General features: G+C 43.7%; 12 protein-coding genes. 2 read left to right on the forward strand and 10 right to left on the reverse strand.

The annotated features are described in order from the left end of the window. Positions 1–94: 94 nt before the first annotated feature. The 5 genes from FJQ58_RS31825 to FJQ58_RS31845 form a co-directional block, all read right to left on the reverse strand. Complete coding sequence (locus FJQ58_RS31825) at positions 95–475, reverse strand: Rieske (2Fe-2S) protein (RefSeq protein ID WP_139999849.1); 381 nt, start codon at positions 473–475, stop codon at positions 95–97. Continuing rightward, complete coding sequence (locus FJQ58_RS31830) at positions 472–1602, reverse strand: amidohydrolase family protein (RefSeq protein WP_139999851.1); 1131 nt, start codon at positions 1600–1602, stop codon at positions 472–474. The genes FJQ58_RS31825 and FJQ58_RS31830 overlap by 4 nt, the downstream gene beginning before the upstream one ends. Before the next feature lie 160 nt (positions 1603–1762). Continuing rightward, complete coding sequence (locus FJQ58_RS31835) at positions 1763–4891, reverse strand: fibronectin type III domain-containing protein (RefSeq protein WP_139999853.1); 3129 nt, start codon at positions 4889–4891, stop codon at positions 1763–1765. 258 nt (positions 4892–5149) lie between these two features. Further along, positions 5150–6556, reverse strand: a complete 1407-nt coding sequence (locus FJQ58_RS31840) for an ADP-ribosylglycohydrolase family protein (protein ID WP_139999855.1) — start codon at positions 6554–6556, stop codon at positions 5150–5152. Positions 6557–6639: 83 nt separating this feature from the next. Further along, positions 6640–7494, reverse strand: coding sequence for an AraC family transcriptional regulator (locus tag FJQ58_RS31845; protein ID WP_139999857.1), 855 nt, complete (start codon positions 7492–7494; stop codon positions 6640–6642). Positions 7495–7909: 415 nt separating this feature from the next. Between FJQ58_RS31845 and FJQ58_RS31850 the strand changes: the two genes are divergently transcribed. Continuing rightward, complete coding sequence (locus tag FJQ58_RS31850) at positions 7910–8296, forward strand: hypothetical protein (RefSeq protein ID WP_139999859.1); 387 nt, start codon at positions 7910–7912, stop codon at positions 8294–8296. Positions 8297–8747: 451 nt separating this feature from the next. On the opposite strand, the gene FJQ58_RS31855 is transcribed toward FJQ58_RS31850, so the two are convergent. Together FJQ58_RS31855 and FJQ58_RS31860 are read right to left on the reverse strand one after the other, a co-directional pair. Further along, complete coding sequence (locus FJQ58_RS31855) at positions 8748–9146, reverse strand: hypothetical protein (protein WP_139999861.1); 399 nt, start codon at positions 9144–9146, stop codon at positions 8748–8750. Between the two features lie 470 nt (positions 9147–9616). Further along, positions 9617–10384, reverse strand: coding sequence for a MarR family transcriptional regulator (locus tag FJQ58_RS31860; RefSeq protein ID WP_238404417.1), 768 nt, complete (start codon positions 10382–10384; stop codon positions 9617–9619). 135 nt (positions 10385–10519) lie between these two features. Between FJQ58_RS31860 and FJQ58_RS31865 the strand changes: the two genes are divergently transcribed. Next, complete coding sequence (locus FJQ58_RS31865) at positions 10520–12058, forward strand: FAD-dependent monooxygenase (protein ID WP_139999863.1); 1539 nt, start codon at positions 10520–10522, stop codon at positions 12056–12058. Positions 12059–12767: 709 nt separating this feature from the next. On the opposite strand, the gene FJQ58_RS31870 is transcribed toward FJQ58_RS31865, so the two are convergent. The 3 genes from FJQ58_RS31870 to FJQ58_RS31880 are packed head-to-tail and all read right to left on the reverse strand — an operon-like array spanning position 12768 to position 13873. Further along, positions 12768–13337 carry a manganese catalase family protein gene (locus FJQ58_RS31870; protein WP_139997396.1) on the reverse strand — a complete coding sequence of 190 codons (570 nt, stop codon included), beginning with the start codon at positions 13335–13337 and terminating at the stop codon, positions 12768–12770. Positions 13338–13382: 45 nt separating this feature from the next. Next, complete coding sequence (locus FJQ58_RS31875) at positions 13383–13646, reverse strand: spore coat protein CotJB (RefSeq protein WP_139999865.1); 264 nt, start codon at positions 13644–13646, stop codon at positions 13383–13385. A gap of 17 nt (positions 13647–13663) precedes the next feature. Then, on the reverse strand, positions 13664–13873 hold the full coding sequence (locus tag FJQ58_RS31880; protein ID WP_139999867.1) for a spore coat associated protein CotJA: 210 nt from the start codon (positions 13871–13873) through the stop codon (positions 13664–13666). Positions 13874–14178: the final 305 nt, after the last annotated feature.

Consider the following 14178-nt stretch of genomic DNA (forward strand, 5'->3'; position numbering starts at 1 on the left):
ATGATTAAGAGGCTTGAATATCACGTATAAGCGAAATAAAAACCTCTCTCTTTGGCAGCTGCTACTGGCCCATCTGAGAGAGGTCTTCATTGTCTTACATATGAATTAAAATAAGATCGTTATCAATGGAGACACCGAACTTCTCCACCGTGACTTCATACGTTTTGGTGCGCATCACCGCATCCGTGATCATGCAGCCTGTAGGGATATCGAACTCCCACTGATGCCAAGGGCAACGTACGATTTCACCCTCTCTATCGAACTGAAAATCACCTGGTCCATCGGAAGTAACGTAGGCACTGACTATTCCTTTACACAGCTCCGCTCCCTGATGCGGGCAAATATTTCGCAGGGCATGAAAGGCTCCGTTGATATTATAGATGCCGACACTGCGTCCCCCGACCTCAACAATCTTATGAGTGCCAGGAGGAATCTCACCTACCGTCCCTACGATGTGCTGCGAGCTTGGCTTCATTTTGTTTCCTCCGCTTTGCGAGGAGGCAAGCCATATAGCTTAGCTGCATTCTGGTAGTAGATGCTGTCCCATAGCTCCTGCTCCAGTTTCGGCAATGCTTGACTCGGTGAATCATAATCCCAATGCGGATAATCACTGCAAAACATGAGCGTTTCCTTGGCATAAATGCTTTCTAATAAATGATCAAAGATCTGACGATTTGGTGTCTCCTCGAACGGCTGTGTGGTCACGCGAACATGCTCTCGGAAATATTCGCTAGGCTTCTTGCGAACCCAAGGTGTCTGCACCCGCAGCCCTTTCCATTCTTGGTCGAGCTTCCATAGAAATGGGGCGAGCCACAATACGCCAGCTTCCTGTAAGACGACCTTCAATGTTGGGAATCGCTCAAACACCCCATCGAAGATAAAGCTTGCCAAATGCGCACCCATTACCGCGGGACGTGCACATCTTTGCTCAATATAGTGAGTGACATACCCTGCCCCTGTGTGCGGGCTATTAATACCTTCTCCTTCTAATCCAACATGGATGGTGAAGGGAAGATTATGACGGACGCACGCTTCATAGATGGGATCATAATGCCTGTTTCCATAAGGTATGGAAGAGCCACTGGAAACAATAACCTGAACCATATCCGATCGGCCACCGACCCGATCAATTTCTTGCGCTGCAAGGCTTGGCGCTTGCTTCGAGATAAATACGGAGCCTCTCAGCCTGCTATCTCGCGATAGCCAATGTTCGATTGTATATTCATTAATCGCCCGGCACATGGCAGCAGCGTAATCATAATTGGGAATCGCATGCACAGCATAGCCCTCTCCAGTGAGAATGCCATACTCGACATTGTAGCGATCAAGATGCTGCTTTTGCATCAATTCCAGATCACTTCCTGCATTCCCGCCGCCTTCGGGATACGCGTCAGCCATTCGGCCGCCGACACCTCCATTAAAGTGCATGCCTCCCGGCAGCGCAGGACCGTATTGCTTCACAAGCTCTTGATACGCTCGCGGCAAATAAGGCTTTATTGCATCCAGCCCCGTTCCCTGATGAATGTCGCAGTCAATAATGGATCGTTTCAGCTTCGGACGTTTGTCCGCTGGTAATTGTGTGTTGGTATTCGAAGTCTGCATATCTTTTGTCCCTCCAGCAATTCACATTAGATAGCAGGATGTGAGGTCGTAGCTACGATCCATCCTTGCTCCTTGACCTTAATGTTACGTTTCCAGCGGACAAACAACAATGCTGTCGTGTCTTGTATCATTTGCGATTTTGTAAGGTGGCTACATTCTCCTAGAGAATCGCTCTAACAAAAACATCATCAAAATCGGCCTGCGCAAAATGTGTATATACACCAATTTTCCCTGTTGGCAACGCACTCTCGGTAACATCAATTTTGAGCTGTCCATTAACATACGCCTTAATGGCGGTTCCGTTAACTTCGAGCTTGAACAAATGCTGAACGCCAGTACTCAGAGATAATGAAACATTCGCAAGGCTGCTTTCAACGCCGTCCACAGTCTTTCTGAGAATGAGTCGCCCTGCATGATCGTCATAATACACATAAAAATAATTATGATTATCACTAAATCTGGCAACCAGCCCCATACGGCCAACAGTACCACTCCAGCTGTTCGCCTTCACTTTAGCTTCTACGCTATAATTTTGCCAATTGGTATCCCCGGCTGTGGATTTGGAACCGCCTTTGGTGAAATTGTCAGCCCGATAGGCACTCAAGCCTCCGTCTGTAACGATGCTGTAACTGCCCCAGGAACTCGCTACTGTCCACGCTGTACTCCCACTCTCGAAACCTTCATAAAAGATGATATCCGAGGTGGTCACCGATACTGTACTGCTCGCAGATGAATAATTTCCAGATGGATCAATCGCTTTGATCACGTAGTTGTATGTCGTTAATGCATTTACTCCATTATCTGTATACTTGTGCACATTCCCATTCACTGACGCATATTCAATGCCATTGCGATAGATTTTATATCCTGACACACCAGCGTTGTCTGTAGATTTGTCCCAGGATAGATCCACCTTCGTTGAGAATGGAGAAACAGCTGTAACATTGGCTGGGGATGTAGGGGCCGTCACATCGGTACCGATTAGCGGCGCATACACAAGTTCAAAGCCATAACCCTTGTCGGTCTCCATTGGAACTGTAATCGTATCGCCAAGCACTGTTGTTGGAATTTCCTGCAATCTTACGCCATTCATCGATAGCTTATAGGCTTTGTAGTCTCCCGCGGGTCGAGTGGTCTGGAGTTGAACTTCCGCAGTGCCATACTTAGCGAGCGTCGGTGCTGTTCCGCGATGATAATAGGTCGAACCGCTAACCGTTACTTCATATTCACCAGTCGCTGCAGCGTCAGTTGTATAGATGATCAGCATTCTATCACTTTCATCCAGCGGTTCGTTATCTAATGAGGCTACAGATAAGGTTCCTTTCGGCAGATTCGCTGACATCGTAACAGGACCAAGCTCATAGCTGTTGTTATCCAACGTCCCTGCTGCGGCCACCACGTAAGGTGTGTTGATGAAATAGGTGTTCAAGTTAAGGTCAAAGAGGAGTTCGCCCGTATCGGAAACTAGCTTGTTATTATTTAAGTTCGTTAACATACTGGTTTTAAGACCGATATCATCAATTGCATGGATAAAGGTTTCTGCTACTTCCTTCAGCGTCATACTGTTCGTAATCGTAATCTTGTTGGCTGCAGGAATATCACCGCTTGCAATCTGCTCGTCCGTAAGTTCAGGGGTAATCTTATAGATGGCATAAGGCTCTGCTGGATGATCGGCATAGACTGTTACCATTTTGAATAGATGAGGAATGTAATTTCGATTCCTTTCGGGAGATTCATTTTCCGTAGCGGAGGCATGTGTCTTCACATAGGTTTTATCCCTCACAATTACAAATTTCGCATCCGCTGGCGTGAGATGGGCTTGCCTGAATACAAGCGTACCCTGATACTCGGACATAGTCGCAATCACATCGGTCAAGGAGTCAAATGAGGTCGTTCCTCCTTGCGGCGTTTCATTAATGGCTTCATTAACTCGGCTCACATAATGAAATCGGTTCAGCATATCCCATCCTTGATACGCACCGGTCGCTGCCGTCATCAAGCCAATGTCGTCTCGGCCTTTATTGGGAAATTCATGATTGAATTCTGTCAACGCAAACGGCTTGTTATACAGTTGGCCCAGTGCAAGTGCCGGTACATAATTTTTGAAAATAAACGATCCAAATTGTGGTGCATAGTTCGCGTTCGATTCCGGAGCAAAAATCATGCTATAACGCGGATGGGTCAACGGATTGTATTTGAAGCTTGCCCCTCTGCCATCAACAATACCGTTGTAGAGATGTGTTTCATGTACATCAGCCTGCGTCCGCCAATAATTTGCTAAGGAATCATTGATATAATTGATGCCGCCAATCGGCGCTTTCACTCCAATCGTGTCCTTAAGATACGACATCATTTCACCATAAGTTGCAAACTGCTTCTCTGTGAAATACTCAGCGAGATCATCTCGAAGGCTGGAAGGTTCTCCCCAAAAACTGTTGGGAAATGTAGTGATTGACGATTTTCCTTTGCCAGCCAAAAAAAGATTGAAATCAGCAAGCACCCAAGCATTAAAATTGGGGTTTGAGAAATTCGCATTGTAGAGAATCACTTCGTTTATAGGAGACACGCCCATAACTTGGGGCTCATCCTTTAAAGCATAGCCGGTATACGGATTCACATGGTTAAACAGCTGATTAGCAAAAGATTTCCAGATCGCTTTCCCATCCGGAAGGAGTGTAGCCAAATACTTGGACGCAGTTGTGCCGTACACACTTTCACCTATGCTAGGCACATCTTTAAAATTAGCAAAGGACATGATATCCAGATCAATGTACACGCCGCGCGACTTCAGCAAGGCGTTAAAATAATCAAAATTATCAAGTTTGTACGTATTCAAGGTCACCGTCGTGGAAGTGAGCGGCTGCATGAGTCCTTTGGCCCAATCATAATTTTGGTCTATGGACGAATAGCGCACCACATTGTAGCCCATTGCAGCGATCCGGTCTGCCATGACGACCATTTCCGCTCTCGTTGGATCGACCATATAACTGCCATTCAAATTTCCGCCATAGAACTTTACTTTCGTTTCGGGATCATCCTCAAAATAATAATCACCGTACTCATCGATTTGTACGTTACCATACGTGCCCGCTGGCTCGGCATTCAAATGGGACAAATCCATTGCACTGCCCGGTGCTACGACCATGGTTGTATCAATTGGCCGCCAATTGATATCTGCTACAATGGGGGCTGCGCTAACTGCTGGTGCATGACCTAAGGTACTGCCAAGGGGAAGCACAAGGGCTGCAATCAATATTCCCGCAAGCTTTGATCTTATCTTTTTTCTCATCTTTCATACCTCCTGCATTCGTTTGAGTTTTTTAAAACACTCTAATGTAAGCGCTTTTAAAAATTTGTTGCCTTCGTTAACCTCCCCCCCTTATGAATCGTTTCATTTAGAATGAGATGCCAGATTAATATAAGGGATTTCCCGAGAAAGCAACAATGATCAAATGTCTTTGAAATTTGTGATTTTGTAGGCTGAGCAGTGTGACCAATAAAAAAAGACCAGCCCACTTGAGCTAGTCTTCGACCACTATGCATGAATCTATGAAAGCTTCTTTCCAGCAGCATAATCGGCAGAAATCTTCTTAAATACCTCATAGCTGCGGTTGGCGCATTCTGAAATCGCAATCGGATGAAATCCAGTCACTTCTGCGTATAGCGTATCGTGAAGCGGTTCGACCCACGGTGCTGGAAGCTTATCCGCTCCTAGCTTTGCACCTAGGATCGAGCCAACAGTTGCTCCATTGCAATCGGTATCCCAACCGCCTAACACAGCTGTCGTAATAGCGAGTTCAAAATCATCCTTAGCGAAAATGAGTGCAGCTGCAACTAAAGCGGCATTATTGTTCGTATGGACACAATGATAGTGCTTGAACGATTCCCAGATCCGATCGACCAAATCCAATTGATCCACAGCTGTATGCGCAATTTCTACCGCTTTGCGAATATCATGAGCCAAACGACAATCCTTCGGTATTTCGCTAAGTCCAATTTCTACGATACGTTCATTATTAGTTTCGTTAAAAGCCGCTGCAATCATAGCAGCCACAAACATCTCCCCATAAATACCGTTCTTCACATGGGAAAAGGAAGCATCCCGCCAAGCAAATTCAGCTGCCAGCTCTGGATTTCCCGCCGCACCGTAAGCAAAACCATCGGCTCTAATCTGTGCTCCAATCCACTCCCGATACGGATTTAACCAGGTACGCACCCATTCACTTTTCTGTGGCCAGTCCTCTGTTTTCTCACCTTGTATATGGGAGGTTACGTGAGCGAAATTCAAATAGGCCTGCGTCTCCGCTGTGCACACCTGCTGATAGGTTAAATATTTATGCCACAGCTTGCCAATATCCCAAGAATCAAACTCCAATCCCTTTTCCTCTAGCAGAATTAAGCCTAACACAGTATAACGAATATCATCATCGGATTCCATATACTGAATCTGCTCTTTCCAGCTCTTCTGGCACCAGTCGTTTACTTTCAAATCGTACTCAGCAGATGCCCGTGAGCTCCCCGGGGTATAGCCTTGAATCGGCCAAGCATCTGCCCCTTTGAACCATAGCTCGATATTTTTCCAGCCCGCTCTACCTGCGCTTCCATCCATAAATTGACGGTTTTCAAGTGGCTTCCCTAAGGCACACCCTATACTTCGACCGAGCCACGCACCTTGAAATTGGTTAAGCCATTCCGATTCAGATTTATCTACCGTTAGTTGCCTTGGGCCTTCAGGCCTCGCAGAAAGAATACCTGGCAAATCTGAGGGCTCTATGTACGGGAAATCTGCACTAATCGCAAGCTCCATCAACTGCTGATATACTGTCATTAGCTTCTGTTCATCATCACCAGCTGCGGCCCACTTTTCTTGAAATCCGCTTACATCGCAGCCCTCTTCTCCCCTTTGTATGATTTCCAAGTAAACAATGTCCTTCAATCGTTCCCAGCCAGCCATCGTACAACCACCTTTTTTGTCAGATTTTAAGCTGATTATACGGATTTGGCTTTCGTGAATCTTCTCAATTTCTTTTACATTTCTCAAAATAATTGCTTAACGCCAAATTGTTTTCGGTAATCTTGCGGTGATATGCCGACAACAGCGCTAAAGGCTCGATAGAAGGACGCCATGCTCTGAAACCCGCTGGAAAAACTAATATCTGCAATACTATCAAGGTTTGTGACAAGCTGCTTCTTAGCCTCTCCAATCCGCAGCTGTGTCACATAAGCATTAAAGCTCATGCCTGTATGCTCCTTCACAAATCGGCTTGTCCGTGCGGTACTCCAACCCAGATGCTCAGCAACATCGGTTAGCTGCAGGGGCCCTTGAAACCGTTCTTTCATAAAAAAAATCATTTCCTCAATCTCGCGCTTCGAATTGTACATTTTCCTCCATTGCTCATTGCTAAATGCACTTCTGTAATGGCGAAGCAAAATGACACCAAGCTCTAGCAATTTGCATCGAGTAATGGTTAGATAACCCTCCGCTTTTGCGTTAAGCTCATCATGTATCTGTTGAATAAGCAGACCGATTTGCTGCGAAAGCGGTGTTCCCGCTGCAATATGATTCTCAAATCTCTCCGATCGATAGGCAAATGGAAGCAATAATTTTTCATCCTCCGCGAGAAAGAGACTGGGATCAAAATTCAAAAAAATATATTGGCTTGGATCATGCAGCGCGGATTGGGCAATATGAAGCTCTGTATTATTGACAATGAAGACATCGCCTTTGCGAACCTCATAAAGCTTATTTTCAAAAATAAATTGCCCCCGCCCTCCCAGGCAATAACCAATTTCCAAGCTAGAATGGAAATGAAGAGGCTGCGGATACGGTTTTGGACACCAAAGATACGCATTAATCGGAATGAGATGATCATATTCTATCTTCTGCTTCATTGGGTTACAGTCCACCTTTGAATGAAGCCGCCTTGAACATTGCGCAGCCTCAGAATGTTCTCTCCATTATACGTAGTAGAACGTTTCTATCTTCAAGACCAAGGTTCTTCGTTTTCACAAAAGCACCAATAACGAATAACTTTAGTCCATATTTTAACATACTTTATTTGGATACACGTATGGATTAATTTGAATCACGACGTAGAAAAATCATTAAGCTATCGTTACGATCCATACCCATATCCTTCGTCCCGCATCGTGTTGCTTTCTTTACTGCCTCTGGGAAAAAATGATTTCATTCTTTATCACTTGCTAAGTGACTAAAAAAAGCCCCTTCTAACGAATAGTATGATATAAAACCAAAATGGTAACAGCACCTTATAATACTATTCCCGTTACTAGGAGGGGAAAATCCATGACTATCCAAATCACTGATAGTATCAATTACTCCAATCAAAAAAATCATAATATACTTTCTATTATGGCAGAAATGATCGCAACTATGGAGAATGATGCCAAACTCAACAAAGAAATTCTATTCAAAGTTGATGAAATCAGTATGGAGATTTCCAGAAAAGATAAACTCTATTATGACGTAGTGAATGCTACTGGTCATAACAATGACTATTACAAAGCTAAGATGGTATGGGAACAATTTAGAAATAGAGTAGAACATGCCCTTGGAAAGCTGAATAAGCGAATTCAAAGGACAAGATACCCTGACGAGTGGAACGAGACATATGAACTCCTAAAGCGTCGAGCAGCTTTACATGATGATGACGTGGAAAGATTAGAGCGGTAAAAGTTATTGAGCGTATCACCTGACGTTTAGATTCTCTCCATAATTCTACCATCTCCCATTAGTATTCCTGTATAGTGTTTATTTTGCGCTGTGCACAAAAACGAGCGACTCCGGTTCGATGGGGTAGTCACGGGGCATAGCACTTTAGCCATCTTTAAGGAGATTGCAGTTACAAAATGAAGAATATCCTCATTTGTTTTTACCTCATAAGGGTTTAAGCTCATTATTTTGTATCACCTCTGGAAAGATACTTAGCTAGCCTTATTGGTTATTTATTTTTAGCACCTATTGAAACTATTCTGCTGTTCGTATTATGAATCCTTATACCTTATCCTTTAAGGGATAGGCAATTAATAAGCAAAAAAAACCACCCAAAAGGTGGCACGTACTCATGATGAGCACTATAGGATTTGGATAGGAGTGGAGAGTCCTGTCCTGAACCTATAGATTTTTAGTTGTGATTAATAATAGAATTTTTATTGTTACCAAAAAACATTTGTCCCCAAAATCCTTCATGTAAATATACAGTCTTTACTCCCTCTTTGTCATGAGTCAAACGAACTTCACCAAGGATACGGGTATACGATGGATTGGCACCTAATAATTTTGCGATGGAGGCTTTAAGTGGCGCAACTTTACCCAAAACACTTATCAAGATGATACCTCTTTTTCTAATAAATTCAATCATATAAGTTTCCGAATTGGAGACCAGTTGTTTATAAATTAGGTGGTTATCTATAATTTTTTTGGTCGTAGGATGTTCAAATGTGTCTTCCCTGGTAATCTGGGTAATGGACTGGTCATCGGTTAAGATTTCACCATCTTTTGCGATCATAAAGACCTTATTCATGCCAATATTTCACCAGTTATGGTCATGATAGCCCATTCCTTTAAGTTTCGTTGTTTGGTTCCCAATGGTTAAATTAGCTTCGATAGCCGAAGCAGGCTGAGCGACGAACCATACAAAAAATTGTTCATCCTAATCACCATAAAACCAATGTCCTGTATCAGGACGCCAGTATCACAAATGTCTTTTTTTGCGTTGATTACCGTCCCTTTAGCTTGTCAAAAAGACTTTAAAGTCTTTGTACCATCAGGATGTGTAATATCAATATCCACTGTCGGTTGTGCGGGACCAGGAACATCAAAGTAATTTTTCGTATAAAAAATAGTTATTGAAAATAATTTAATCAACCTGTTGAATAAAACAATGCCAAACGAACAGTTGGCATTGTTGGTAAGTGATATTCTTGATGATTGTTTTTTTGTTTATAATGAACGTCGCTCATTAAGTAAATATTTGATTTAATTTTCGTATTTCTATTCCTCATAAACGGTAAAAAAAACATCGTTAAGAATCGTTTTCGCCTTCTTTAAGCTTCGTGAATCCAACTTACCGAGCATCACTATAATATCGTTTATTTCCTCATTCACAAATAACGAACCAAGATTTATGTTCGTTTCTATCTCTTCGCTTATGAGTGAATTCTTCTGACTAAGTGCGCTTGATTCAGAAATTGTGTTCGGATAAATCCATGATGTACGAACAATTTCCCCAAGTGAACTTACAATAAGTCTCAAATCATCTTCTTTATAACGCTGCAAGAATCTATTCATATTGCTTTCAATTTGATTATGTAACGCTGCATGCAAATGATAAATCTCTTTGCCCAACGAGGTAGTGCGAAACAGAATTTCTTTTTTGTTATCCGGCAGATGTTCAATAATGATGAATTGTCGATCAACCAGTTTTCTTGTAATTTTAGAGACACTTCCTTTGGGAATGCCAAATTTCTTTGAGATCGTATTCCCGTTTACAGGCTCAAGCTTGCCAATCGCATCCAGCACATGAAGACTCAAAACGGTCATTTCTTTCATCATTTCTGCAATAACAAGATTAGGACTATTCTCGATCATCCATTTTTTCTCTTCATCATCTTCCGTTTGAAATCTACGCTGTATTTCATTTGCTGTTCCCAGAAATTCCTTGATCAAATCATCTTTATTCTGCTTTTCCTTTGAATGATAGATAATTAATTCCCCTCCAATTGTTGATTTGATATCAGTATACCAAAGGAAAAGCTGCAACTAAAGTTTCCTAGAAACAATATTGACACATAGAATAATATCATTCATTATAGTTTCAAGGAAACTTTTTATTTCTCAGAAACAATATTCAAAAAAAGTAGTCATTATATTCAATACCATTGGAGGTCGATTTACATGACAAAACAACACGACATTGATGTACTCATCGTCGGAGCCGGCCCTTCCGGTTCCACATTAGCGGCAGACCTACTAAGGCGTGGACTTCGAGTACGGCTAGTCGACAAGGCACCGCACGCATTCAAAGGCTCCCGTGCCAAGGGTCTACAACCACGCACACAGGAGGTATTTGAAGATCTCGGCGTCCTGGGCGAGGCTTTCGCGGAAGGCGGCCCCTACCCTCTCGCTGGCTTCCACCTCGGCCCTATCACCATACCTTGGCGGATGCAGAAGCAAAGCAAAGTTATGCCTGCCGTACCTTATCCGAATATTCTTCTGATAGCTCAGCACCGCACTGATGCCATCTTGCACCGCTTGCTCGTTCGCCTCGGCCTCCGTATTGAGTTTGACACCGCATTAGTTAGTTTCGAACAGGATGCCTATGGAGTAACGGCGACACTCTCTTCAGGGGAAACAGTCACCAGCAGATATCTGATTGGAGCCGACGGCGGCTCGAGCACCATCCGTAAGGCCGCTGGTATACGGTTCGTAGGAGAAACCGATAACTCTGATCGAACGCTCATTATCGACGGCACGATTGACGAATTATCACGCAACCGATGGCATATGTGGCCGCGCACATACGGGAAGTCGGTCGGAGCCTGCCCACTGCCCAACTCCAACCAGTTCCAAGTCATGATTCGTCTGAATGCAGACGAATCATCTGATCTCGATGAAGCTGCCATGGCCGACCAGTTCAAGACGCTTACAGGTTATCATCTCCATGACATTACCTGGACGTCGGTGTTTCGGCCTAATGTCCGGCTCGTCGAGAACTACCGTGTAGGCGGCGTCTTTCTAATTGGCGATGCCGCACACGTCCATACTCCGGCCGGCGCGCAGGGGCTCAACACCGGTGTACAAGACGCTTACAATCTCGGCTGGAAACTCGGTCAGGTCATCGCGGGCGCACCCGACTGTCTTCTCGACAGCTACCAGGCCGAACGGCAGCCTATCGCTGCACGCGTCCTTGGCAAGTCAAGCGAGCTATACTCTGGTCTCGACAAGCATCGTCTTTCCAGCCTTAAGCGTGGAGACGAGGAGCGACAGCTCTTAATCTCTTACTACGCTGGGCCACTTGCCCACATCGATACTCCGGCCACTAAGACTCTGAAGGCAGGAGACCGAGCGCCAGACGCAACCTGCACAGGATCCGATGGGGTACAACGTCTGTTCGATGTGCTCCAAGGGCCACATTTCACCCTGCTGGCCTTCGGTACCAATGCTTCCTTGGCTCTCTCTGAATTGACCTGGCCAACCAGCGGGGCGCAATTGCGTAGCTATTCCGTAGTCACAGGGAATCAAGCGGACGAAAATTGCCTCCATGACACAACTGGCAAACTAGCAAGTATCTATGGCATTTCCTGCGACACGTTAGTGTTGATACGACCAGACGGTTATATCGGAAGCATCATTACAACCGATTGGTTAACAGCCTTTGATAACATAGCTAAAATGATTACTCCACCACTAACCAGTACGGCACATATGGTCTGATGATCAAAAGAAGTACTCTGAGGGGGCTAGTCCCACTATCTCGATTAGCGACCTTTTCAAAAGCTAGCTACGCGATGTGGCATAATACCGAGAAAATTTTTAACTTTCGTGGATGGTACGTACGATTCATTTTTTTCATTTGGCAGCAGTTGCTTTATTACTGAGGCTTGTCAGTATATTTAGTTACTACGTTATACGTCCTTGTCGATCAGGTGTACATTCATACTCGGAAGTTGCTAAAAACGGAGTTTAATTAATCACATACGAAGATTACGAACAGGCTACCACAGTTCGCCCCTTTTTAGCCGCGAGTAATTTAGGCTTTTCGTAATATCGCCTATGCAGTAAATCTGTTCTCGCCATGATGGTGAGCATTTGACCGAGCAAAGAGTGAGAAATAATGAATGGAGGGCAACTTGCCCTCTCCATATACAAGAAACCCTGCAAATACTATGATCTGTAGGCTCCTCAAAGATAATGTTTAAAGGGCAATGACCCGTATAGAACTTACATTGTACTAAAGCGCTTTTTAAAGTATAACGTGGAGTTGTAGGACAGCTTGAAGCTCCTTCGTGAACAAAATATTGTACATTCGCTGCGTTTCCTTGAATCTTTTTCGCTTGTCCTTGGTGCCTTTTGTTAGGCTTCGCCCTTTATCCCTAGTAGCAATACAACTTTATTTTTAGTGCACTCGGTCGAGAGGTTCCTTCTAATAAAAGATCTTCTCATCCCGTTTTTCCTTAAGTATTTCCACCGCTTCCCGAAACCGCAGCGAATGCACGATCTCGCGCTCCCGCAGGAACTTCAAGCTGTCCTGCAAATCCACATCGTCTGTCAGGTCAATCAACCACTGATATGTAGCGCGAGCTTTCTCCTCCGCTGCAATATCCTCATACAGATCCGCGATCGGATCGCCTTTGGCTTGAATATACGCAGCCGTCCACGGAACGCCGCCTGCGTTCTCATAGAACAGAGCGCTGTCATGGGCAACGTAATGTGCGCCAAGCCCGGCTTTTTTCAATTGCTCCGGCGTGGCATCCTTTGTCAGCTTGTAGATCATGGTGGCGATCATCTCTAGGTGAGCAAATTCCTCTGTTCCTATGTCTGTAAGAAGACCTATTACTTTATCCGGTATCGTGTAGCGCTGATTCAAATAACGCAATGCTGCTGCCAGTTCACCGTCTGCACCTCCATACTGTTCCATTAAAAATTTGGCCATTAAAGGATCACATTTACTAACGCGAACGGGATATTGCAATTTTTTCTCATACACCCACATATGAACTTTCCTCCCATAAAAGAAGATTTTAGCAAATCGCTTTGATTAAACCTGCCATGGCCAGGGCGTTAAATTCCAAGTCCAAGGAGTACCGGTTAAGCTCTGCCCAAAATGTTTTAAAGGACCATATTTTAATTCATAATGATGAGCGATTTTCTGCCTTAATTGTGCATATTGATTGTATCGCTGAATTGAATTCATATCCTCAGGATGCGTATCCAAATATAAGTTCAGCTCCACTAAAACAAAATCAACAGCCTGTAGCTCATGCAAAAGCTCATAATATTCCTCGTTTAAAACATTAGTCATAACCAGTTCCCTTCTTTCTATTTAATACTTTTCGGGTTATATGGACTGTATAATGCAGGCCAAAGAGTACCATATTTCAAGGCTTCGATTGGAGTGAATTGGGGTAGATTTGCGGGCTGAAATGGAATAAATAATTGTGGTGGTGTGCTGTAGCTCTTTACCAAAATCGGTGGACAAGGATCGTGTGGACTTACAAATGGCTTATAAAAGCGTACTTGATTATCCAAGTTGAAGTCTCCTCTCTTTATGTTTTACATTTCAATATATGTAAAGATACTTGCCCATAAGTACAGCTAGTTTCTTAATGTATATTTATAATTGTGTATAAAATCTCACTTAGCTTACCGTAGCAGATAGTAATATGCTTCTGTTGTATTCTAAATCCGTTCTGAAGTATATCAGACTCACTAATAATGAATATTAAAGATTCGAAAGGAAATATTATTCGAGAATATTAATAATAGGAGTGATATTTTGAAAAAGGAAATAATTTTTAAACCGAAGCAGCCAAACCTTTGTAAAGGTTGTATGT

It is taken from the genome of Paenibacillus paridis (assembly GCF_006345825.1).
GTDB classification, from domain to species: Bacteria; Bacillota; Bacilli; order Paenibacillales; family Paenibacillaceae; genus Pristimantibacillus; species Pristimantibacillus paridis.

Coding starts and splice junctions, on each gene's coding strand:
- FJQ58_RS31825 (WP_139999849.1), bottom strand. CDS start 475: ATGAAGCCAAGCTCGCAGCACATCGTAGGGACGGTAGGTGAGATTCCT.
- FJQ58_RS31830 (WP_139999851.1), bottom strand. CDS start 1,602: ATGCAGACTTCGAATACCAACACACAATTACCAGCGGACAAACGTCCG.
- FJQ58_RS31835 (WP_139999853.1), bottom strand. CDS start 4,891: ATGAGAAAAAAGATAAGATCAAAGCTTGCGGGAATATTGATTGCAGCC.
- FJQ58_RS31840 (WP_139999855.1), bottom strand. CDS start 6,556: ATGGCTGGCTGGGAACGATTGAAGGACATTGTTTACTTGGAAATCATA.
- FJQ58_RS31845 (WP_139999857.1), bottom strand. CDS start 7,494: ATGAAGCAGAAGATAGAATATGATCATCTCATTCCGATTAATGCGTAT.
- FJQ58_RS31850 (WP_139999859.1), top strand. CDS start 7,910: ATGACTATCCAAATCACTGATAGTATCAATTACTCCAATCAAAAAAAT.
- FJQ58_RS31855 (WP_139999861.1), bottom strand. CDS start 9,146: ATGAATAAGGTCTTTATGATCGCAAAAGATGGTGAAATCTTAACCGAT.
- FJQ58_RS31865 (WP_139999863.1), top strand. CDS start 10,520: ATGACAAAACAACACGACATTGATGTACTCATCGTCGGAGCCGGCCCT.
- FJQ58_RS31870 (WP_139997396.1), bottom strand. CDS start 13,337: ATGTGGGTGTATGAGAAAAAATTGCAATATCCCGTTCGCGTTAGTAAA.
- FJQ58_RS31875 (WP_139999865.1), bottom strand. CDS start 13,646: ATGACTAATGTTTTAAACGAGGAATATTATGAGCTTTTGCATGAGCTA.